The sequence below is a fragment of the Leucobacter soli genome (assembly GCF_042659205.1).
Classification (GTDB): Bacteria; Actinomycetota; Actinomycetes; order Actinomycetales; family Microbacteriaceae; genus Leucobacter; species Leucobacter soli.
This window is the reverse complement of sequence record NZ_JBHSRW010000006.1, coordinates 1-19,059: the sequence shown is the minus strand read 5'-3', so window position 1 is coordinate 19,059 and position 19,059 is coordinate 1. Positions and strand designations below refer to the sequence as shown.

27 protein-coding genes are annotated in these 19,059 nt (G+C 67.5%); 26 read left to right on the top strand and 1 reads right to left on the bottom strand.

The window, feature by feature from the left end:
• Positions 1-4 precede the first annotated feature (4 nt).
• Entirely contained in the window at positions 5-1,804 is a 1,800-nt protein-coding gene (locus ACFPZL_RS01345) for a polysaccharide biosynthesis protein (RefSeq protein ID WP_218115558.1), read from the top strand.
• The gene (locus ACFPZL_RS01340; protein ID WP_236022064.1) at positions 1,801-2,895 is read left to right on the top strand and encodes an MraY family glycosyltransferase; all 1,095 of its coding nucleotides are present in this window, start codon (positions 1,801-1,803) and stop codon (positions 2,893-2,895) included. The genes ACFPZL_RS01345 and ACFPZL_RS01340 overlap by 4 nt, the downstream gene beginning before the upstream one ends.
• On the opposite strand, the gene ACFPZL_RS01335 is transcribed toward ACFPZL_RS01340, so the two are convergent.
• Positions 2,856-4,523, bottom strand: a complete 1,668-nt coding sequence (locus tag ACFPZL_RS01335; RefSeq protein WP_218115559.1) for a PucR family transcriptional regulator — start codon at positions 4,521-4,523, stop codon at positions 2,856-2,858. The genes ACFPZL_RS01340 and ACFPZL_RS01335 overlap by 40 nt on opposite strands.
• Positions 4,524-4,608: 85 nt before the next feature.
• Here ACFPZL_RS01335 and lysA point away from each other — a divergent pair, with 85 nt between their 5' ends.
• From lysA to map, 24 genes are all read left to right on the top strand, one after another.
• The gene (lysA, locus tag ACFPZL_RS01330) at positions 4,609-5,907 is read left to right on the top strand and encodes a diaminopimelate decarboxylase (RefSeq protein ID WP_218115561.1); all 1,299 of its coding nucleotides are present in this window, start codon (positions 4,609-4,611) and stop codon (positions 5,905-5,907) included.
• Positions 5,908-6,450: 543 nt separating this feature from the next.
• The gene (gene rpsJ / locus ACFPZL_RS01325) at positions 6,451-6,759 is read left to right on the top strand and encodes a 30S ribosomal protein S10 (RefSeq protein ID WP_218115563.1); all 309 of its coding nucleotides are present in this window, start codon (positions 6,451-6,453) and stop codon (positions 6,757-6,759) included.
• 11 nt (positions 6,760-6,770) lie between these two features.
• Positions 6,771-7,427, top strand: a complete 657-nt coding sequence (gene rplC / locus ACFPZL_RS01320) for a 50S ribosomal protein L3 (protein WP_218115565.1) — start codon at positions 6,771-6,773, stop codon at positions 7,425-7,427.
• Between the two features lie 3 nt (positions 7,428-7,430).
• Complete coding sequence (gene rplD / locus ACFPZL_RS01315; RefSeq protein WP_218115567.1) at positions 7,431-8,096, top strand: 50S ribosomal protein L4; 666 nt, start codon at positions 7,431-7,433, stop codon at positions 8,094-8,096.
• Complete coding sequence (gene rplW / locus ACFPZL_RS01310) at positions 8,093-8,392, top strand: 50S ribosomal protein L23 (RefSeq protein WP_218115569.1); 300 nt, start codon at positions 8,093-8,095, stop codon at positions 8,390-8,392. Before rplD ends, rplW begins: the two co-directional genes overlap by 4 nt.
• A gap of 23 nt (positions 8,393-8,415) precedes the next feature.
• Positions 8,416-9,252: a 50S ribosomal protein L2 gene (gene rplB / locus ACFPZL_RS01305; protein ID WP_218115571.1), complete on the top strand. Its 837-nt coding sequence runs from the start codon at positions 8,416-8,418 to the stop codon at positions 9,250-9,252.
• Between the two features lie 24 nt (positions 9,253-9,276).
• Positions 9,277-9,558 (top strand): 30S ribosomal protein S19, encoded by a 282-nt coding sequence (gene rpsS, locus ACFPZL_RS01300; protein WP_105804995.1) that lies wholly within the window; start codon positions 9,277-9,279, stop codon positions 9,556-9,558.
• Between the two features lie 26 nt (positions 9,559-9,584).
• The gene (gene rplV / locus ACFPZL_RS01295) at positions 9,585-9,965 is read left to right on the top strand and encodes a 50S ribosomal protein L22 (protein ID WP_218115573.1); all 381 of its coding nucleotides are present in this window, start codon (positions 9,585-9,587) and stop codon (positions 9,963-9,965) included.
• 3 nt (positions 9,966-9,968) lie between these two features.
• Positions 9,969-10,727, top strand: coding sequence for a 30S ribosomal protein S3 (gene rpsC, locus ACFPZL_RS01290; protein WP_218115575.1), 759 nt, complete (start codon positions 9,969-9,971; stop codon positions 10,725-10,727).
• 3 nt (positions 10,728-10,730) lie between these two features.
• The gene (gene rplP / locus ACFPZL_RS01285; RefSeq protein ID WP_218115577.1) at positions 10,731-11,150 is read left to right on the top strand and encodes a 50S ribosomal protein L16; all 420 of its coding nucleotides are present in this window, start codon (positions 10,731-10,733) and stop codon (positions 11,148-11,150) included.
• Positions 11,150-11,485, top strand: coding sequence for a 50S ribosomal protein L29 (rpmC, locus tag ACFPZL_RS01280; protein WP_218115579.1), 336 nt, complete (start codon positions 11,150-11,152; stop codon positions 11,483-11,485). Before rplP ends, rpmC begins: the two co-directional genes overlap by 1 nt.
• A 2-nt stretch (positions 11,486-11,487) precedes the next feature.
• The gene (gene rpsQ, locus ACFPZL_RS01275; RefSeq protein ID WP_218115580.1) at positions 11,488-11,760 is read left to right on the top strand and encodes a 30S ribosomal protein S17; all 273 of its coding nucleotides are present in this window, start codon (positions 11,488-11,490) and stop codon (positions 11,758-11,760) included.
• Between the two features lie 32 nt (positions 11,761-11,792).
• Complete coding sequence (rplN, locus tag ACFPZL_RS01270) at positions 11,793-12,161, top strand: 50S ribosomal protein L14 (protein ID WP_218115581.1); 369 nt, start codon at positions 11,793-11,795, stop codon at positions 12,159-12,161.
• A 4-nt stretch (positions 12,162-12,165) separates the two neighbouring features.
• Positions 12,166-12,528 carry a 50S ribosomal protein L24 gene (gene rplX / locus ACFPZL_RS01265; protein WP_218115583.1) on the top strand — a complete coding sequence of 121 codons (363 nt, stop codon included), beginning with the start codon at positions 12,166-12,168 and terminating at the stop codon, positions 12,526-12,528.
• The gene (gene rplE, locus ACFPZL_RS01260; RefSeq protein WP_218115585.1) at positions 12,528-13,100 is read left to right on the top strand and encodes a 50S ribosomal protein L5; all 573 of its coding nucleotides are present in this window, start codon (positions 12,528-12,530) and stop codon (positions 13,098-13,100) included. Before rplX ends, rplE begins: the two co-directional genes overlap by 1 nt.
• A gap of 112 nt (positions 13,101-13,212) precedes the next feature.
• The gene (rpsH, locus tag ACFPZL_RS01255; RefSeq protein WP_218115587.1) at positions 13,213-13,611 is read left to right on the top strand and encodes a 30S ribosomal protein S8; all 399 of its coding nucleotides are present in this window, start codon (positions 13,213-13,215) and stop codon (positions 13,609-13,611) included.
• Positions 13,612-13,617: 6 nt separating this feature from the next.
• The gene (gene rplF / locus ACFPZL_RS01250) at positions 13,618-14,154 is read left to right on the top strand and encodes a 50S ribosomal protein L6 (RefSeq protein ID WP_218115589.1); all 537 of its coding nucleotides are present in this window, start codon (positions 13,618-13,620) and stop codon (positions 14,152-14,154) included.
• 2 nt (positions 14,155-14,156) lie between these two features.
• Positions 14,157-14,531: a 50S ribosomal protein L18 gene (gene rplR / locus ACFPZL_RS01245; RefSeq protein WP_218115591.1), complete on the top strand. Its 375-nt coding sequence runs from the start codon at positions 14,157-14,159 to the stop codon at positions 14,529-14,531.
• On the top strand, positions 14,528-15,250 hold the full coding sequence (gene rpsE / locus ACFPZL_RS01240; RefSeq protein ID WP_218115593.1) for a 30S ribosomal protein S5: 723 nt from the start codon (positions 14,528-14,530) through the stop codon (positions 15,248-15,250). Before rplR ends, rpsE begins: the two co-directional genes overlap by 4 nt.
• Positions 15,250-15,444 carry a 50S ribosomal protein L30 gene (gene rpmD, locus ACFPZL_RS01235; protein WP_218115595.1) on the top strand — a complete coding sequence of 65 codons (195 nt, stop codon included), beginning with the start codon at positions 15,250-15,252 and terminating at the stop codon, positions 15,442-15,444. The genes rpsE and rpmD overlap by 1 nt, the downstream gene beginning before the upstream one ends.
• Positions 15,441-15,905 carry a 50S ribosomal protein L15 gene (gene rplO / locus ACFPZL_RS01230; RefSeq protein WP_218115596.1) on the top strand — a complete coding sequence of 155 codons (465 nt, stop codon included), beginning with the start codon at positions 15,441-15,443 and terminating at the stop codon, positions 15,903-15,905. The genes rpmD and rplO overlap by 4 nt, the downstream gene beginning before the upstream one ends.
• Before the next feature lie 212 nt (positions 15,906-16,117).
• Positions 16,118-17,437, top strand: coding sequence for a preprotein translocase subunit SecY (secY, locus tag ACFPZL_RS01225; protein ID WP_218115598.1), 1,320 nt, complete (start codon positions 16,118-16,120; stop codon positions 17,435-17,437).
• Positions 17,434-18,027, top strand: coding sequence for an adenylate kinase (locus ACFPZL_RS01220; protein WP_236022066.1), 594 nt, complete (start codon positions 17,434-17,436; stop codon positions 18,025-18,027). Before secY ends, ACFPZL_RS01220 begins: the two co-directional genes overlap by 4 nt.
• A 31-nt stretch (positions 18,028-18,058) precedes the next feature.
• Positions 18,059-18,898: a type I methionyl aminopeptidase gene (gene map, locus ACFPZL_RS01215; RefSeq protein WP_218115599.1), complete on the top strand. Its 840-nt coding sequence runs from the start codon at positions 18,059-18,061 to the stop codon at positions 18,896-18,898.
• The last annotated feature ends 161 nt before the right edge of the window (positions 18,899-19,059 follow it).

The window sequence follows — 19,059 nt, the reverse complement described above, 5'->3', positions numbered from 1 at the left end:
CGTCGTGTCGCAGACCGCAGATGGTCGTTTCGCGCACCTCGCCAGGCTGTACGGCGGGCTGTTCCTGTGCGACGTGATCTGCTGGGCGATCGGCATCCTCGCCGCGCTCGTGCTGCGCTTCGACTTCGACGTCTCGCGCATCCATTGGGGCTGGACGCTGCTGGTGATCGGCGTGACCGCCGTGGCGCAGTTCCTCGGCGGCATCGTCTTCTGGCTCTATCGCGGCAGGTACGAGCGCGGCGGCTTCGACGAGGTGCGGGCTCTGGTGCTCGACACGGTCGCCGTCATGGCGGTGGCCTGGGCCGTCGCCTACCTGGTCGGCTACGGCAACGGCATCCCGCGCAGCACCCTGATCATCGCGGCGCCGATCAGCTTCACGCTCATGGCCGGGGTGCGCTACATGACTCGCCTCATCGCCGAGCGCCGCCTGAAGCCCGGCGGTGGAGCCCAGCGCGTCCTCCTGTACGGAGCGGGCTATCTCGGCAATCAGACCGTCAAGCGGCTGCTCACCGACTCGGCGTCGGAGCTGCTGCCGGTCGGGTTCATCGACGACGATCCGCTCAAGCGCAATCTCGAGGTGCGCGGGGTCCGGGTGCTCGGCGGATTCGACGACCTCGCGACTGTCGCCGCATCGACCCGCGCGAGCGTCCTCCTCATCTGCATCGCCGATGCTGACGCTTCGGTGCTGCGCCGGATCGACCAGGTCGCCGAGCAGCTCGAGCTCTCGGTCATGGTGCTCCCGCCGCTCGACCAGATCCTGCAGAACTCGTCGTCCATCTCCGAGGTTCGGGAGCTCTCGATCGAGGACCTGATCGGGCGGCACCCGGTGCGGCTCGAGACGGAGTCGATCGCGAAGTATCTGCAGGGCCGAGTCGTGCTCGTGACCGGTGCGGGCGGATCGATCGGCTCCGAGCTCTGCCGGCAGCTGGCGCGCTTCGAGCCGAAGGAGCTGATCCTCCTCGACCGCGACGAGACCGCCCTGCAGGCGACGCAGCTCGCGATCAGCGGTCATGGGCTCCTCGACACCCGCGACGTGGTGCTCAACGACATCCGCGACGCCGACGCCCTGGCCGCGATCTTCGCGGAGCGCCGGCCCGAGGTGGTGTTCCACACCGCCGCGCTCAAGCATCTGCCCATGCTCGAGCAGTACCCCGACGAGGCCTGGAAGACGAACGTGATGGGCACGCTGAACGTGCTGCGCGCTGCGCAATCCGTCGGGGTCGGCACCTTCGTGAACATCTCCACCGATAAGGCCGCGAACCCGACGAGCGTGCTCGGTCACTCCAAGCGCGTGGCCGAGAAGCTCACCGCATGGATGGCCGAGCAGACGGGGGAGCGGTATCTCTCGGTTCGCTTCGGCAATGTGATCGGAAGCCGCGGATCGATGCTGCCGATCTTCCGAGCGTTGATCGAATCCGGCGGACCGCTGACGGTCACCCATCCCGATGTCACACGATTCTTCATGACCATCCCCGAGGCCTGCCAGCTGGTGATCCAGGCCGGCGGCATCGGTCGGCCCGGCGAGGTGCTGATCCTCGACATGGGTGAGCCGGTCAGCATCCTCGACGTCGCGAAGCGGATGATCGCCCAGTCGGGCAAGCAGATCGAGATCGTCTTCACCGGCCTGCGCCACGGGGAGAAGCTCCACGAGGAGCTCGTCGGCGAGGGCGAGGGCGATGAGCGCCCGTTCCATCAGAAGATCTCGCACGCGCGGGTCGACACGATCAGCCCGGAGGTCCTCGATCACGAGGGATGGGTCGCCCGCATGGATCTGACCGATGAGGCCGGGGGGCGCGTGAGGTGAGCGGAGCAGCGCTTGCGATGTTCGCCGGGGCGGTGACGCTCGTGCTCAGCCTGCTGCTGCCGCTCGTGGTTCGCCCGATCCTCGTACGGCTCGGGATCATGGACATCCCCAACGAGCGGTCGTCGCACGAGCGACCGGTGCTGCGCGGCCTCGGGCTCGCGGTCCTGATCGCGATGGGGGTCGGGGGCGGGCTGGCGACACTGTTCGCGTGGATCGACGCACCGGATGCGCACGGGTGGGTCTTTCTCCTGATCGTCGGCGCGGGATCCTTCGCGGCGGGCCTGCTGGGCCTGAGCGAGGATCTCCGCGGATTGAGCGTGCCGGTGCGGAGCATCCTGCTGCTGGTGATCGCGCTGTCCGCCTCCGTCGCGCTGATCCTGGTGGCGCGCGCCTCCTTCGCTCCGGGGCGCCTCGGTGCTGCCGACTTCGGATGGGAGACGACCCCGCTGGTCTCGGGGATGTCGATTCTGGGGCTGACACTGCTCGTCGTCTACGGCGTGCTCTTCATCTCGAGCTACATCAACGTCGCGAATTTCATGGACGGGCTGAACGGCATCAGCGGTCTGCACGGCGTCGTGTCCGGGCTCGCGTTCGCCGCAGCCGGAGCGGCCTCGGGCCTCGACTGGCTGCTCATCGCCGGGCTGCTCCTCGCGGCGGGGTTCCTCGGGTTCCTGCCCTGGAACCTGACCAGGCCGGGCGCCTTCCTCGGCGATGTCGGCAGCTACCTGCTCGGCGGCGCGGTCGCGATCACGAGCTTCGCCGCGCTCGTCGCCGGCGTGCCTATCCTCGCCACTATCGGACCGATGGTGATCTACTTCGGCGATGTCGGGGTGACGCTCGTGAAACGGGTACGCGCCGGACGCAAGTGGGACGAGCCGCACAAGGAGCACGTCTACCAGCGTCTGCAGCAGCAGGGCCGCACGCATCTCGCCGCGTCCTCGATCACCACGGCCTTCACCGTCGCCGCCTCGCTGCTCGGGCTGGCCTCGTTCCTCGTCGCCCCGATCTGGTGGCTCGCGCTCCTCGCCGGCGGTCTCGCGCTCGTAGCGCTCTACACGCGTCTGCCGGCACTGCTGGGCCACCGCGGCTGATCCGGCGCCCCTTCGCCGTTCGCCCCGCGCCGCGCGGCCTCGTGCGCGTCGACCCTGAGCTGCAGCCACGCGGTCAGTCGCGTGTCCGCATCGTCGAGGCGGAGGTCGAGGAGTTCCTCGGTCCGCTGCAAGCGGTATCGGACCGTGTTCTCGTGGACGCCGACCCTGCGCGCGGTCAGCGCGACATTGCCGAACGCGCCGCACCAGGCGAGCAGCGTCTCGGCGAGATCCGGATGATCGTTCGCCAGGGCGTCGAGCCCGGGGATTCGCAGCTCGGCGTTGTCGAGGAGCAGCGGCCTCAGGTGCTCGAAGACGAGCGAGGGGCGGAGGCGCTCGACAGTGAGCACCGGGAGGCGCTCGTCGGCGGCGCTCCGCGGGACGCTCGCCAGCAGCTGGTGCGCCAGATCCCGGAGGTGCGAGATCTCCGTCGCCCGCCGGGTGGCGCCGGGGGCGGCGATCCGGGTCCCGCGAGCGATCAGTCGGTCGAGGAGCGGGAGCAGCGGCTCCGCGATTCGCGTCGCCGTATCGACGTCGCCCGCGATCAGCGCGTATACCCGCTGATCCCTGACGGAGGTGACGGCCTCCGGATGATGCAGCGCGAGATGGCGCCGCACGGTGGACCGGAGCTGGGAGAGCATGGAGAGCGGCTCGCCCGGCGGCGGTTCGAGCACCAGCAGTGCGCAGTCGCGGTCCCTCAATATGCCGAGTTCGAGCAGTTCGGTTCCGACGACGCTGTGGCCGTCGAGCAGGGTGCGGAAACGCTCCTCCCGGGGGATCTGGCCGGAGCGGATCGTGCGGATGTCCTCGAGCATGTAGGCGGCGGCGGTGCGCGCCGCGTTCCGCATCGTCCGCTCCTGCTGGTCAGTCAGCGGCCCGTCTCCGGTCGCATCGATCGCCCAGATCGAACCGAGGGGGAGCGCTCCTGCCCGGATGGGGAACGCGACCCTGGCCGCCTCGATATCGGAGCCGGGGTACCTGATCGGGCGCTCGGCGCGGAGGACCTCCTCGTACTGAAGGTCGTTGGAGGGGCTGTCGGGGACGCGGCGGTGCAGGATCCCCTGGGTGCGCAGGGCGTCGATGGCCTGACCGGGGACCGAGGAGTAGGCGATCACGGCTCGACCGAGGTCTTCGACGGCGACGGATCCGCCGAACACCTCCGCGACCTCGTTCGCGAGAGCGAACAGCGGCTCCATGCCCCGTTCTCCGACCAGATCCTCATTGCGGCCACGTTCTCCGAGCAGCCGCGAGAGGAAGGCGTCGAAGAAGCGCCAGCCGATGCCCTCGGACACGCGGATGAATGGGATCCCGACTTCGGCGGAGATGCTCGCTATCCTCGTCACGGCCTCTTCCCCGCACTTGACGGCGATCGCGGCGTAGCGGTTCGCGACTGCGCGAGTCGCCAGCTGCGTGAGTTCCGGCGTCGAGAGCGATGCGCACGAGGGGGCGAGTAGCAGCAGCCCCGGTTCCTCGAGGAGCGAGTCGGTCGACTCGTAGAAGTCGGTCCCCATCACGAGTCGATCCGGGAACGTCGCGACCAGTGGCATCGCGGTGTCGGGGCCGAGGTCGGCGAGCAGCTCGCCGAGGTCCAGACCCTGCGATCGCGTGCTTGTGGAAAACTCACTATACATGGGATAAATCTATGCGATAACTCTAGGGACTGCGCATGGGGATCCGCCTAGGCTGATGCCATCCGATGCCTCGAAGGAGCCGTATATGACCGCGAACGCCGCAGCAGCCACGGCGAGCCTCGACGGGATGCGCGACATCCTCCCCGAGCACGCGGAGGTCGATGAGCTCGGGGAGCTGCGGATCGGCGGCGTGGGGGTCTCGCGACTCGCTGCGGAGTACGGGACGCCGCTGCACATCATCGATGAGGCCGGGCTGCGCGCGCAGATCCGGCGCTTCGTCGACGGGCTCCGCCGGCGGTGGACGAACTCCGAGGTGCTGTACGCCTCGAAGTCGTTCCCGATCGTCGAGATGTACCGGGTGGCGGCGGAGGAGGGCGCATCCATCGACGTGGCCGGGGGCGGCGAGATCGTGCTCGCGCTGAAGGCGGGCGTCGATCCGAAGCGGATCCACTTCCACGGGAACGCCAAGACGACGGATGAGCTCCGACTCGCGCTCGACACCGGCGTCGGCACCATCATCATCGACAACTTCGACGAGATCGACCGGCTCGAAGCGTTGCTCACCGGTCCGCAGCACGTACTGATCCGGCTCATCCCGGGGGTCGAGGCGGAGACGCACGCCTCGCAGGCCACCGGGGGAGTCCGCTCGAAGTTCGGCTTCCCGATCGAGCAGGCGGTAGCCGCGATCGAGCGGATATCGGCGCATCCGCTCATGGAGCTCGACGGAGTGCACGTGCACATCGGGTCCCAGATCCTGAACGTGGATCAGTTCGCCCAGGCGGTGGACAGCATCTCGCGCTCCGGAACCTTCCGCACGTACGATATCGGCGGCGGGCTGGGCGTGAAGTACACCTACGACGAGGTCGCACCCTCGGTCGAGGAGTACCTGGACCGCGTCGTCGAAGCGGCAGCGGCGCACCTGCCGGCCGACGCGCGTCTCGTGATCGAGCCCGGTCGCTCGATCGTCGCCCGAGCCGGGGTCACGCTGTACCGGGTGGTATCGGTGAAGCGCTCAGGGCGGGACTTCGTCGCGGTCGACGGCGGAATGGCCGATCAGCTCGACATCGCCTTGACGGGTCAACGGTACGAGGCGGTGCTGGCGAACCGGATGACCGAGCCCTGGGACGAGGAGGTGCAGATCGTCGGAAGGCAGTGCGAGTCGGGCGACCTGCTCGTCGAGGACGCGCGCATGCCGGCTCCCGCGGTCGATGACCTCGTCGCGCTCGCGACCACGGGCGCCTACTCCTACAGCATGACGAATAACTACAACGGCGCCCTGCGGCCGGCGATCGTCTTCGTGCAGGAGGGAGAGGCGAGGCTCGTCGCCCGCCGGGAGACCTACGAGGATCTGCTGCGGTTGCACGAACCCGTGCAGGAGGCGTGACGGCCGCTCCGTATGTGCCGAGCCCGCCCTCGGGCTCGGTTGCCGGGCGTTGAAGGGAGCGCGCGAAGCGCGCGACACGCCTGCACCAAGGCGCTCAGGGCAAAGCATCGCTTTGCGCGCCGTATGTGCCGAGCCCGCCCTCGGGCTCGGTTGCCGGGCGTTGAAGGGAGCGCGCGAAGCGCGCGACACGCCCGGGTTGCACAGATGGCCGAAGTCGTGTCAGAATAGACAGGTTCAGTACTTTCCGCCTGCGCGGAAATCACTGCCAGGCTGTGCATAGTCACCGGAAGTCGCTCCGACCGAGTCGGAGCGCACGGCGTTCGACTAGGCCGCGGGCAGCGAACACCATACTCGCAGAGCTCGTCGCCGGGCAACGTCCCGGTCGCGCTGCTGTGCGGGTTTTGACAGGTGAACAGAGACCCAGTACTTGCTCACGAGCGGAGTGCCAGGGCGCTGATACGCAAGACGTCCAATGCCGGGCGCGCCGAGGTGTGCGAACGCCGAAGCGCGACAGGTACGACGCAACCAGAAAGAGAGAGTCATATGGCGGCGCAAAAGATCCGCATTCGACTGAAGTCGTACGACCACGAGGTCATCGACAGCTCCGCGCGCAAGATCGTCGACACGGTGACCCGTGCAGGCGCGACCGTGATCGGCCCCGTTCCGCTCCCCACGGAGAAGAACGTGATCGCCGTGATCCGCTCGCCGCACAAGTACAAGGACAGCCGCGAGCACTTCGAGAAGCGCACGCACAAGCGTCTCATCGACATCGTCGACCCGACGCCGAAGGCCGTGGATTCGCTCATGCGTCTCGACCTTCCGGCCGACGTCAACATCGAGATCAAGCTGTAAGGGGGTCTCTGATGTCGAAGAATGATCGCAACGTCAAGGGTCTCCTGGGCACCAAGCTCGGCATGACTCAGGTCTGGGACGAGAACGGCAAGGTCGTTCCCGTCACCGTCATCGAGGTGGCCCCCAACGTGGTCACCCAGATCCGCACCGCAGAGGTCGACGGCTACAGCGCCGTCCAGATCGCCGCGGGCCAGATCGATCCCCGCAAGGTGAACCAGCCCACCGCCGGCCACTTCGCCAAGGCGGGCGTCACCCCGCGCCGCCACCTCACCGAGGTGCGCACCGCCGATGCCGCCGAGTACGCGCTGGGCCAGGAGCTCACCGTCGAGGGCGTGTTCGAGGCCGGCCAGAAGGTCGACGTCGTCGGCACCTCCAAGGGCAAGGGCTTCGCCGGCACCATGAAGCGCCACAACTTCAAGGGCGTCTCCGCCTCGCACGGCGCGCACCGCAACCACCGCAAGCCCGGCTCGGTCGGTGGCGCAGCCACCCCGGGTCGCGTGTTCCGCGGCCAGAAGATGGCCGGCCGCATGGGCAGCGACCGCGTGACCGTGCAGAATCTGGTCATCCAGGCCGTCGACGCCGAGAAGGGTCTGCTGCTCGTCAAGGGCGCCGTCCCCGGTGGCCGCGGCCGTCTCGTATTCGTTCGCAACGCAGTGAAGGGGGCGTAGTTCATGGCTACCGCAACCAAGCTCGACGTCGTCGACGCCAAGGGCAAGAAGGCCGGTTCGGTCGAGCTCCCCGAGGCGCTCTTCGGTGCTGAGACCAATGTGCCGCTGATCCATCAGGTGGTCACCGCTCAGCTCGCCGCTGCGCGTCAGGGCACGCACAAGACCAAGAACCGCGGCGAGGTCAGCGGTTCCGGCTCGAAGCCGTTCAAGCAGAAGGGCACCGGCCGCGCCCGTCAGGGTTCGATCCGCATGCCGCAGCACCGCGGCGGCGGCGTCGTGCACGGCCCCGTGCCGCGCGACTACTCGCAGCGCACGCCGAAGAAGATGATCGCCGCGGCGCTCCGCGGGCTCCTCTCGGATCGTGTCCGCGGCAACCGTCTGCACGTGGTCGATTCCTTCGGCATCGCCGAGAAGCCGAGCACGAAGGCGGCCCGCGAGATCCTCGCCGCGCTCGCCCCGGGCAAGCGCGTGCTCGTCGTCATCGACCGCGAGGACGAGGTGAGCGCGCTCAGCCTGCGCAACCTGTCGCACGTGCACACGCTGTTCCAGGATCAGCTCAACGCCTACGACGTGGTCGTCAGCGACGATCTCGTGTTCACCAAGGCCGCGTTCGACGCCTTCGTCGCCGCGCGCACTGTTGACAGCACTGCGAAGGAGGCCGCGAAGTGAGCCTGAATAAGTCCGTCCACGACGTGATCATCCGCCCGATCGTCTCTGAGAAGAGCTACGCGCGGATCGACGCCAACGGCCAGTACACCTTCGAGGTGCAGCCGACGGCCAACAAGACCGAGATCAAGCTCGCCATCGAGCAGGTCTTCGGTGTGAAGGTCGCCAAGATCAACACGCTCAACCTCAAGGGCAAGACGCGCCGGACCAAGTTCGGCATCGGCAAGCGCAAGGACACCAAGCGCGCCATCGTCACCCTTCGCGAGGGCACCATCGACATCTTCACGGCTGCGCTGTAGCTCGGAAGCGAAGAGGAACAATCATGGCAATTCGTAAGTACAAGCCGACGACTCCGGGTCGTCGCGGTTCGAGCGTCGCTGACTTCGCGGAGATCACGCGTTCGACCCCCGAGAAGTCGCTGCTGCGCCCGCTGCCCAAGACCGGCGGCCGGAACAACCAGGGCCGGATCACCACCCGTCACATCGGCGGCGGCCACAAGCGCCAGTACCGCGTCATCGACTTCCGTCGCAATGACAAGGACGGCGTGAACGCCAAGGTCGCTCACATCGAGTACGACCCGAACCGCACGGCACGCATCGCGCTCCTCCACTACGTGGACGGCACGAAGCGCTACATCATCGCGCCGAACAAGCTGAAGCAGGGCGACATCGTCGAGTCGGGTCCCTCGGCCGACATCAAGCCCGGCAACAACCTGCCGCTTCGCAACATCCCGACCGGTACCGTGATCCACGCGATCGAGCTCAAGCCCGGTGGCGGCGCCAAGCTCGCCCGCTCGGCCGGCGCCTCGGTCCGCCTCGTGGCGAAGGACGGCCCCTACGCGCAGCTGCGTCTGCCCTCGGGCGAGATCCGCAACGTCGACGTGCGCTGCCGTGCGACGGTCGGCGAGGTCGGCAACGCCGAGCAGTCCAACATCAACTGGGGCAAGGCCGGCCGTATGCGGTGGAAGGGCGTCCGCCCGACCGTCCGCGGCGTCGTCATGAACCCGGTCGACCACCCGCACGGTGGCGGTGAGGGCCGCACCTCGGGCGGTCGTCACCCGGTCAGCCCGTGGGGCCAGAAGGAAGGCCGCACGCGCAAGGCGAACAAGGAAAGCGACAAGCTCATCGTGCGTCGCCGGACCGTCGGCAAGAAGCGTTAAGCGGCAGGTAGGAGAGAGTAGAAGATGCCTCGCAGTCTCAAGAAGGGCCCCTTCGTCGACAACCACCTGCTCAACAAGGTGGTTGCCCAGAACGAAGCCGGTACCAAGAACGTGATCAAGACCTGGTCGCGCCGCTCGATGATCATCCCGGCCATGCTGGGGCACACCATCGCGGTGCACGACGGCCGGAAGCACATCCCGGTGTTCGTCACCGAGACGATGGTCGGTCATAAGCTGGGCGAGTTCGCCCCGACCCGCACCTTCCGCGGCCACGTGAAGGACGACAAGAAGGGCCGTCGCCGCTAACCCGGCGACGCGAAGGAGGAAGAGAAATGGTGGAGTCGATCGCACGCGTGCGTCATATCCGCGTCACCCCCCAGAAAGCCCGTCGTATCGTCGATCTGATCCGCGGCAAGAACGCGCAGGAGGCCCTGGCCATCCTGAAGTTCGCCCCGCAGGCCGCCTCGGAGCCGGTGTACAAGCTGGTCGCCTCGGCGATCGCGAACGCCCGGGTCAAGGCCGACAACGAGAACCTGCGTCTCAACGAGGACGAGCTCGTCGTGGCACGTGCCTTCGTCGACGAGGGCGCCACGCTCAAGCGGTTCCGTCCGCGCGCCCAGGGCCGCGCGTTCCGCATCAACAAGCGCACGAGCCACATCACGGTCATCCTGCAGACCGCCGATGAGCTCGCGGCCGCCAAGAAGGGAGCCTAAGGTATGGGCCAGAAGATTCATCCCTACGGCTTCCGCCTGGGGGTCACCACGGACCACGTCTCGCGCTGGTTCTCGGACTCGACCAAGAAGGGTCAGCGTTACGCCGACTACCTGGCCGAGGACATCAAGATCCGCCAGCACCTGGCGACCACCCTCGATCGCGCCGGCGTGAGCCGTATCGAGATCGAGCGCACCCGTGACCGGGTCCGCGTGGACATCCACTCGGCTCGCCCGGGCATCGTGATCGGTCGTCGCGGCGCCGAGGCCGAGCGCATCCGCACCGATCTCGAGAAGATCACCGGGAAGCAGATCCAGCTGAACATCCTCGAGGTCAAGAACCCCGAGGCCGACGCCCAGCTGGTCGCTCAGGGCATCGCCGAGCAGCTCGCCGCCCGCGTGGCCTTCCGCCGCGCGATGCGCAAGGGTCTGCAGGGCGCCCAGCGCGCCGGCGCCAAGGGCATCCGGATCCAGGTTTCGGGCCGCCTCGGCGGCGCGGAGATGAGCCGCTCGGAGTTCTACCGCGAGGGACGCGTGCCGCTGCACACCCTCCGCGCGAACATCGACTACGGCTTCTACGAGGCGAAGACCACCTTCGGCCGTATCGGCGTGAAGGTCTGGATCTACAAGGGCGACCTCACCAACAAGGAACTCGCTCGCGAGCAGGCGGCCCAGAAGCCGTCGCGTGATCGCGGCGACCGCCGCCGTGCGCCCCGCGGCGCACAGGCCGAGGCTGCGCCCGCCGCAGCAGGAGCGGAGAAGTAAGTCATGCTGATTCCCCGTCGAGTCAAGTACCGCAAGCAGCACCACCCGAGCCGCAGCGGTCAGTCGAAGGGCGGCAACACCGTCACCTTCGGCGAGTACGGCATCCAGGCCCTGACCCCCGCTTACGTGACCAACCGTCAGATCGAGTCCGCTCGTATCGCGATGACCCGTCACATCAAGCGCGGCGGCAAGGTGTGGATCAACATCTACCCGGACCGCCCCCTCACCAAGAAGCCCGCGGAAACCCGCATGGGCTCGGGTAAGGGTTCACCGGAATGGTGGGTCGCCAACGTCAAGCCCGGCCGTGTCCTCTTCGAGGTCGCCGGTGTCGACGAGCAGCTGGCTCGTGAGGCGCTCACCCGCGCCATCCACAAGCTGCCGCTGAAGGCCCGCATCGTCAAGCGCGAGGAGGGCGACGCATAATGGCAATCGGAAGCAAGGATCTGGCCATCACCGAACTCGACACGTTCGAGGACGAGAAGCTGGTGGAGGAGCTCAAGAAGGCGAAGGCCGAGCTGTTCAACCTGCGGTTCCAGTCGGCCACGGGCCAGCTGGAGAGCCACGGCCGCGTGCGCCAGGTGAAGCGCGACATCGCGCGGATCTACACGGTGCTGCGCGAGCGCGAGCTCGGTATTCGGGCGACGCCCGCCGCAGAGCCCGCCCCGGCGAAGAAGGCCGCGGCCAAGAAGAGCACGAAGAAGACCGAGCCGGCGGAGGACGCCGCTGCTGAGGCAACCACCGAGACGAAGGAGGCCTGAGGATGGCTGAGGTCGAAACCGAGCAGCGCGGATACCGCAAGGCCCGTCGCGGCTACGTCGTCAGCGACAAGATGGACAAGACCATCGTCGTCGAGGTCGAGGATCGCGTGAAGCACCCGCTCTACGGCAAGGTCATGCGCCGCTCCTCGAAGGTGAAGGCGCACGACGAGCAGAACACCGCCGGCATCGGCGATCTCGTGCTCATCCACGAGACCCGCCCGCTGAGCGCCACCAAGCGCTGGCGCCTGGTCGAGATTCTCGAGAAGGCGAAGTAAGCCTCGGGCTTACTGAGTGAAGGAGTAACCAAGTGATTCAGCAGGAATCCCGACTCAAGGTGGCCGACAACAGCGGCGCCAAGGAGTTGCTCACGATTCGCGTGCTCGGCGGGTCCAAGCGCCGCTACGCCGGTCTCGGCGACACGATCGTCGCGACCGTCAAGGACGCGATCCCCGGCGGCAACGTGAAGAAGGGCGACGTGGTCAAGGCCGTCGTCGTCCGGACGCGCAAGTCGACTCGTCGTGCCGATGGCTCGTACATCAGCTTCGACGAGAACGCCGCCGTCATCCTCAAGGCCGACGGGGAACCCCGCGGCACCCGTATCTTCGGACCGGTCGGTCGCGAGCTTCGCGACAAGCGGTTCATGAAGATCGTTTCGCTTGCACCGGAGGTGATCTAGCTCTATGGGCTCCAAGATCAAGAAGGGTGACCTCGTCGAGGTCATCTCGGGTCCCTCGCAGGAGCGCGGCGGCTACAAGGGCAAGCAGGGTCGAGTCATCGCCGTGCTGACCGAGAGCGACCGCGTCGTCGTCGAGGGCGTGAACTACGTCACCAAGCACGTGCGTCAGGGCGAGTCCTCGCGCGGCACGAAGGAGGGCGGCATCGAGACCCATGAGGCCCCGATCCACGTCTCCAACGTGGCCGTCGTCGACCCCGAGTCGAAGAAGCCGACCCGCGTCGGCTTCCGCCTCGAAGAGGTCGAGCGCGACGGCAAGAAGAAGACCGTGCGCGTGCGCTACGCCAAGAAGTCCGGGAAGGATCTCTAATGTCCGAGACTGCAGTGGCTGAGAAGATCCAGCCCCGACTGAAGCAGAAGTACCGCCAGGAGATCATCCCGGCGCTCCGCGAGGAGTTCGACTTCGCCAACATCCACCAGGTTCCCGGTCTCGTGAAGGTCGTCGTGAACACCGGTGTCGGCGAGGCCGCCCGCGACAGCAAGGTGATCGAGGGTGCGATCAACGATCTCACCCTCATCACCGGCCAGAAGCCCATGGTCACCAAGGCCCGCAAGTCGATCGCGCAGTTCAAGCTGCGCGAGGGCCAGGCCATCGGCGCGCACGTCACTCTCCGTGGCGATCGCGCCTGGGAGTTCCTGGACCGTCTCATCACGCTCGCGCTGCCGCGCATCCGCGACTTCCGGGGCCTCTCGCCCAAGCAGTTCGACGGAAACGGCAACTACACGTTCGGTCTCACCGAGCAGAGCGTGTTCCACGAGATCGATCAGGATAAGATCGACCGGGTGCGCGGTTTCGACATCACCGTCGTGACCACCGCCAAGACCGACGACGAGGGTCGTGCGCTGCTCAAGGCGCTCGGCTTCCCGTTCAAGGCCGAATAACAACCGAATAGTCCAAGCGGATCGGCGCCCCTCGGGGCGCCTATCCGCATGTCACCCAGGTCGCCGGTCGTGTAACGGCCGCGCGATACCAGGCGAGAAAGTTGAGTCACTTATGACGATGACCGATCCGGTCGCAGATATGCTGACCCGGTTGCGCAACGCCAACTCTGCGCACCACGACGTCGTTTCGCTCCCCGGCTCGAAGCTGAAGGAGCGGATCGCCGAGATCCTCAAGCGCGAAGGCTACATCGCGGACTGGAACGTGGAGGGCGCCCGAGTCGGCACCACCCTGACCCTGTCGCTGAAGTACGGCCCCAACCGCGAGCGCTCGATCGAGGGCATCAAGCGGGTGTCGAAGCCCGGCCTCCGCGTCTACGCGGGTTCGACCGAGATCCCGAGCGTGCTCGGCGGCCTCGGCATCGCGATCCTGTCCACCTCCTCGGGTCTTCTCACCGACCGCGAGGCCGAGCAGAAGGGCGTCGGCGGCGAAGTGCTCGCCTACGTGTGGTAATCGCAAATGTCACGTATCGGTAAGCTTCCCATCGCCGTTCCCGGCGGTGTAGACGTAAAGATCGACGGCCAGCAGGTCTCGGTCAAGGGCCCGAAGGGCGAGCTCTCGCTCGTCGTCGCCGAGCCCATCCGCGTGTCGCTCGAAGAGGGCCAGGTGCTCGTCACCCGTCCCGACGACGAGCGCGACTCCCGAGCGCTGCACGGCCTGACCCGCACGCTCATCAACAACGACATCATCGGTGTGACCGAGGGCTACGCGAAGCAGCTCGAGGTCGTCGGCACGGGCTACCGCGTGCAGCAGAAGGGCGCCGGCCTCGAGCTCGCGCTCGGCTTCTCGCACCCGGTCCTGTTCGACGCGCCCGAGGGCATCACGCTCGCGGTCGAGGGCAGCACCAAGATCACCGTCAGCGGCATCTCGAAGCAGGCGGTCGGCGAGGTCGCCGCCAACATCCGCAAGCTGAAGAAGCCGGAGCCCTACAAGGGCAAGGGCATCCGCTACGCGGGCGAGAACGTTCGTCGCAAGGCTGGAAAGGCTGGTAAGTAACCATGGCTGCGAGTATCACCCGTGCAAAGGGCCGTTCGGCTGCGCGCATCCGCCGCCACGCCCGCCTGCGCAAGAAGATCGTCGGCACCGAGACGCGTCCCCGTCTCGTGGTGACCCGTTCCTCGCGTCACGTGTTCGTGCAGGTCATCGACGATGCCAAGGGCCACACCGTGGCCTCGGCCTCGACGATGGAGGCCGATCTCCGCGCCTTCGAGGGCGACAAGACCGCCAAGGCCCACCGCGTGGGCGAGCTCGTCGCCGAGCGCGCGAAGAGCGCCGGCGTCGAGGCCGTGGTGTTCGACCGCGGCGGGAGCAAGTACGCCGGCCGCGTCGCAGCGATCGCCGACGGCGCACGCGAAGGGGGGCTGACCCTGTGAGTGAAGAGACGAAGGAGCAGGAAGTGAACGCAGAGGCCCAGGTCGAGGCGTCGACCACCGAGGCCGCGGCTGCGGAAGCCCCGGCTCAGGATCACCGCAACGAGCCCCGCGAGCAGCGCCGTGGCAGCCGCGATCGCGGCACCCGTGGCGAGCGCGGCGGCCGGGATCGCGCCGAGAGCCAGTTCCTCGAGCGCGTGGTCACCATCAACCGCGTGTCGAAGGTCGTCAAGGGCGGCCGCCGCTTCAGCTTCACCGCGCTCGTCGTGGTGGGCGATGGCAACGGCACCGTCGGCGTCGGCTACGGCAAGGCGAAGGAAGTTCCCCTCGCCATCTCGAAGGGCGTCGAGGAGGCGAAGAAGAACTTCTTCCGCGTGCCTCGCGTCGGCAACACGATCCCGCACCCGGTGCAGGGCGAGGCCGCTGCCGGCGTCGTGCTGCTGCGCCCCGCTGCCGCGGGTACCGGTGTTATCGCCGGTGGCCCCGTCCGCGCCGTGCTCGAGTGCGCCGGCATCCACGACGTGCTCAGCAAGTCGCTCGGCTCGTCGAACACCCTGAACATCGTGCATGCGACCGTCGAGGCGCTGCAGCAGCTCGAGGAGCCCCGCTCCGTCGCTGCCCGCCGCGGCCTCGACTTCGACCGCGTCGCCCCGGCCCGCCTCGTGCGCGCCGAGGCGAAGGCCGCGGCCGACGCAGCAGCCAAGGCGAAGGCAGGTGCGTAATGGCCACCAAGAAGAGCCTGCAGATTACGCAGACCAAATCAGTTATCAGTGAGAAGCAGAACCAGCGCGACACGCTGCGCAGCCTGGGCCTCCGCAAGATCGGTCAGACGGTCGTGCGCGAGGACACCCCGGTGAACCGCGGCTACGTGCGCGCGGTCGCTCACCTGGTGAAGGTTGAGGAGATCGACGCATGAGCGAGAACACACAGGAGGAGCGCGAGCAGGTGCTGAAGGCTCATCACCTGCGCCCGGCTCCCGGAGCGAAGAAGGCCAAGACCCGCGTGGGTCGCGGCGAGGGCTCGAAGGGCAAGACCGCGGGTCGCGGCACCAAGGGCACCAAGGCGCGCTACCAGGTGAAGGCCGGCTTCGAGGGCGGGCAGATGCCGCTGCACATGCGCACCCCGAAGCTGCGCGGGTTCAAGAACCCGTTCCGCACCGAGTACCAGGTGGTCAACGTCGCCAAGCTGGCCGAGCTGTACCCGAAGGGCGGCGAGGTCACGATCGAGGATCTGGTCGCCAAGGGCGCGGTTCGCAAGAACCAGCCGGTGAAGGTGCTCGGCGACGGCGACCTGCAGGTCAAGCTCGTCGTCTCGGTCGACAAGGTGTCGGCCGCGGCTGAGCAGAAGATCGTCGCCGCTGGCGGCGAGATCAAGTAACGTCCGTTCGGGCGTGAAAGGGGCCGGGAGCGATCCGTTCCAGACAGGAGCGGATCGGCCCGGCCTCATCGCTTTCAGCCGCGCACCCGCACCGCCGCGGGCCGGCGAAACCGCGGTGACACACGCTGTTCACCGCGGGTTGTTTCGTCCGTGTAGGCTGATGTATTGGCTGCGTTCTCGCGCGAGCCGCAAGACTTTTCAGGAGGCACGCTGTGTTCAGTGCGATCGGCCGGATCTTCAAGACGCCCGATCTTCGGCGGAAGATTCTCTTCACGCTGGGTATCGTCGCGATCTTCCGTCTCGGATCCTTCGTCCCCGCACCGTTCGTCAACTTCGACTCCGTGCAGGCGTGTCTGGTGGCGCAGCAGGATGCGTCCGGGCTCTACCAGATGATCAACATGTTCAGCGGCGGTGCGCTGCTGCAGCTGTCGGTCTTCGCGCTCGGCATCATGCCCTACATCACGGCCTCGATCATCGTGCAGCTGCTGCGCGTCGTGATCCCGCACTTCGAGACCCTCCACAAGGAGGGCCAGACCGGCCAGGCGAAGCTGACGCAGTACACGCGCTATCTCACGATCGCGCTCGCCGTCCTGCAGTCGACCACGCTGATCACGGTCGCGCGATCCGGCATGCTGTTCGGCTCGCAGGCGAGCGACGCCTGCCGCAACCTGGTCTCCCAGGAGTGGTGGACGATCCTGATCATGATCATCACGCTCACCGCCGGCACCGGCCTGATCATGTGGTTCGGCGAACTCATCACCGAGCGCGGCATCGGCAACGGCATGTCGCTGCTGATCTTCGTCTCGATCGCCGCCCAGTTCCCGAGCGCGCTGTGGAGCATCAAGGTGCAGAACAGCTGGGAGGTCTTCTTCCTGGTCATCGCGGTGGGGCTCGTCGTGGTCGCCGCGGTCGTGTTCGTTGAGCAGTCGCAGCGCCGCGTCCCGGTGCAGTACGCCAAGCGCGTCGTCGGCCGCCGCAGCTACGGCGGCAGCAGCACCTACATCCCGATCAAGGTGAACATGGCGGGCGTGATCCCGGTCATCTTCGCCTCGGCGATCCTCTACCTGCCGATGCTCATCGCCCAGTTCAACCAGCCGGGTATCAACGAGGAGCCGAAGCCCTGGGTCGTCTGGATCGAGAACAACCTCGTGCAGGGCGACGATCCGCTCTACATGCTCGTCTTCTTCCTGCTGACGGTCGGGTTCACGTTCTTCTACGTGCAGATCACCTTCAACCCTGAAGAGGTCGCCGACAACATGAAGAAGTACGGCGGCTTCATCCCCGGCATCCGCGCCGGCCGGCCGACCGCCGAATACCTCAACTACGTGCTGAACCGCATCACCAGCGCCGGTTCGCTCTACCTCGGCCTGATCGCCCTCATCCCGCTGATCGCGCTCGCGTTCTTCAACGCGAACCAGAACTTCCCGTTCGGCGGCGCATCGATCCTCATCATCGTGGGTGTCGGTCTCGAGACGGTCAAGCAGATCGACGCGCAGCTGCAGCAGCGCCACTACGAAGGGCTCCTCAAGTGACGGCTCCCCGACAGATCCGCCTCCTGATCGTCGGCCCGCCGGGTGCGGGCAAGGGCACGCAGGCCGAGCGGATCATCGCACGCTACGGGGTGCCGTGGATCTCGACGGGCGACATCTTCCGGGCCAATATCAAGGCGGGAACGCCGCTGGGGCAGCGGGTCTCGCAGCTGATCGAGGCCGGCAAGCTGGTGCCCGACGAGCTGACCAACGAGATCGTCGAGGACCGACTGCGCCGCGACGACGTCGCCGACGGGTTCCTGCTCGACGGATACCCGCGCACGCTGGATCAGGTGCACGCCCTCGATCGGGTGCTGGAGGCGGACGCGCGCGCGCTCGACGCGGTCGTGCTGCTCGAGGCAGACACCGACGTGGTCGTGGAGCGCCTCCTGAAGCGCGCCGAGATCGAGGGACGGGTCGACGATACCGAAGCGGTGATCCGTCACCGCCAGGAGGTCTACGCGGAGCAGACGAAGCCGCTCGTCGAGCTGTTCGAGACGCGCGGCATCCTCGTCGCCGTCGACGGGCTCGGCACGGTCGACGAGGTCTCCGAGCGCATCTTCACCGCACTCGAGCAGAAGCTGGGAGCCTAGCGCCGGCTCGGCCGGTCGCATCGTGCACGCCATGGCCCGCGGATTGCTTCGTCGCTCGATCTACAAGTCCCCGGCTCAGCTTCGGCTGATGCAGGCGCCGGGCGCGGCCACGGCCGCCGCCCTCGCGGCGATGGCCACGGCCGTGCGCCCCGGGATCACTCCGCTCGAGCTCGATGCGATCGCCGAGCAGGCGGTCCGCGACGCAGGCGGCGCCCCGAACTTCATGCTTGAGCCCGGCTACCGGCACACGATCTGCGCGAACGTCAACGAGCACGTCGTCCACGGCATCCCCGACGACCGGCCGCTCGAGCCGGGCGACATCGTCGCGCTCGACGCGGGCGCCGTCGTCGACGGCTGGCACGGTGACGCGGCGATCACGGCCGTGCTGCCGGATGCGTCGCGACCGGACCGCACCGACGCGATCGAGCGGCTCAGCCACGTCACCGAGCAGGCGATGTGGCGCGGCATCGCCCGGCTCGCCACCGCCTCCCATTTGAACGAGGTGGGAGAGGCCGTAGCCGCCTATGTGCACGCGAACAGCGATTTCGGCATCCTCGAGGACTACATCGGGCACGGCATCGGCCGCCGGATGCACGAGGATCCCCCCGTCTTCAACGTGCCGGTGAACCGTCGCGGACCCGAGGTCAAACCCGGCCTGGTGGTCGCGATCGAACCGATCATCTCGGCGGGCGGCATCGACACGGTGGTCGAGGACGACGACTGGACGGTCACCATGGCCGACGGCTCGCTCAGCGCCCAGTGGGAGCATTCGGTCGCCGTGCACGCGGACGGCATCTGGGTGCTCACAGCGCCCGACGGCGGCGCGGCGGGGCTGGCCCCGCTCGGCGTCACTCCGGTTCCGATTCCCTGACGCGTTCGGTGCGTCGCAAGCCCCGGTGCAGTTCAACGCCGGTGCAGTTCGGCGCCGGTGACCGTCAGCACTCGGGATCCGCGCTCAGCCCCGCGCGCGCCGGATCAGCTGTGCCCGGGCCTCGTCGACGACCTCGAGCGCCGCGATCGCCGCGTCGAGGG

Excerpts from the sequence above, each read along its gene's own strand:
- rplE (WP_218115585.1), top strand. The coding sequence starts at position 12,528 with ATGTCCGAGACTGCAGTGGCTGAGAAGATCCAGCCCCGACTGAAGCAG.
- rplR (WP_218115591.1), top strand. The coding sequence starts at position 14,157 with ATGGCTGCGAGTATCACCCGTGCAAAGGGCCGTTCGGCTGCGCGCATC.
- rplC (WP_218115565.1), top strand. The coding sequence starts at position 6,771 with ATGTCGAAGAATGATCGCAACGTCAAGGGTCTCCTGGGCACCAAGCTC.
- ACFPZL_RS01335 (WP_218115559.1), bottom strand. The coding sequence starts at position 4,523 with ATGTATAGTGAGTTTTCCACAAGCACGCGATCGCAGGGTCTGGACCTC.
- lysA (WP_218115561.1), top strand. The coding sequence starts at position 4,609 with ATGACCGCGAACGCCGCAGCAGCCACGGCGAGCCTCGACGGGATGCGC.
- rplF (WP_218115589.1), top strand. The coding sequence starts at position 13,618 with ATGTCACGTATCGGTAAGCTTCCCATCGCCGTTCCCGGCGGTGTAGAC.
- rpmC (WP_218115579.1), top strand. The coding sequence starts at position 11,150 with ATGGCAATCGGAAGCAAGGATCTGGCCATCACCGAACTCGACACGTTC.
- rplB (WP_218115571.1), top strand. The coding sequence starts at position 8,416 with ATGGCAATTCGTAAGTACAAGCCGACGACTCCGGGTCGTCGCGGTTCG.
- rpsS (WP_105804995.1), top strand. The coding sequence starts at position 9,277 with ATGCCTCGCAGTCTCAAGAAGGGCCCCTTCGTCGACAACCACCTGCTC.
- rplX (WP_218115583.1), top strand. The coding sequence starts at position 12,166 with ATGGGCTCCAAGATCAAGAAGGGTGACCTCGTCGAGGTCATCTCGGGT.
- rpsC (WP_218115575.1), top strand. The coding sequence starts at position 9,969 with ATGGGCCAGAAGATTCATCCCTACGGCTTCCGCCTGGGGGTCACCACG.
- rpmD (WP_218115595.1), top strand. The coding sequence starts at position 15,250 with ATGGCCACCAAGAAGAGCCTGCAGATTACGCAGACCAAATCAGTTATC.
- rpsQ (WP_218115580.1), top strand. The coding sequence starts at position 11,488 with ATGGCTGAGGTCGAAACCGAGCAGCGCGGATACCGCAAGGCCCGTCGC.
- rplP (WP_218115577.1), top strand. The coding sequence starts at position 10,731 with ATGCTGATTCCCCGTCGAGTCAAGTACCGCAAGCAGCACCACCCGAGC.
- rplD (WP_218115567.1), top strand. The coding sequence starts at position 7,431 with ATGGCTACCGCAACCAAGCTCGACGTCGTCGACGCCAAGGGCAAGAAG.
- rpsJ (WP_218115563.1), top strand. The coding sequence starts at position 6,451 with ATGGCGGCGCAAAAGATCCGCATTCGACTGAAGTCGTACGACCACGAG.
- rplO (WP_218115596.1), top strand. The coding sequence starts at position 15,441 with ATGAGCGAGAACACACAGGAGGAGCGCGAGCAGGTGCTGAAGGCTCAT.
- map (WP_218115599.1), top strand. The coding sequence starts at position 18,059 with ATGGCCCGCGGATTGCTTCGTCGCTCGATCTACAAGTCCCCGGCTCAG.
- rpsH (WP_218115587.1), top strand. The coding sequence starts at position 13,213 with ATGACGATGACCGATCCGGTCGCAGATATGCTGACCCGGTTGCGCAAC.
- rplV (WP_218115573.1), top strand. The coding sequence starts at position 9,585 with ATGGTGGAGTCGATCGCACGCGTGCGTCATATCCGCGTCACCCCCCAG.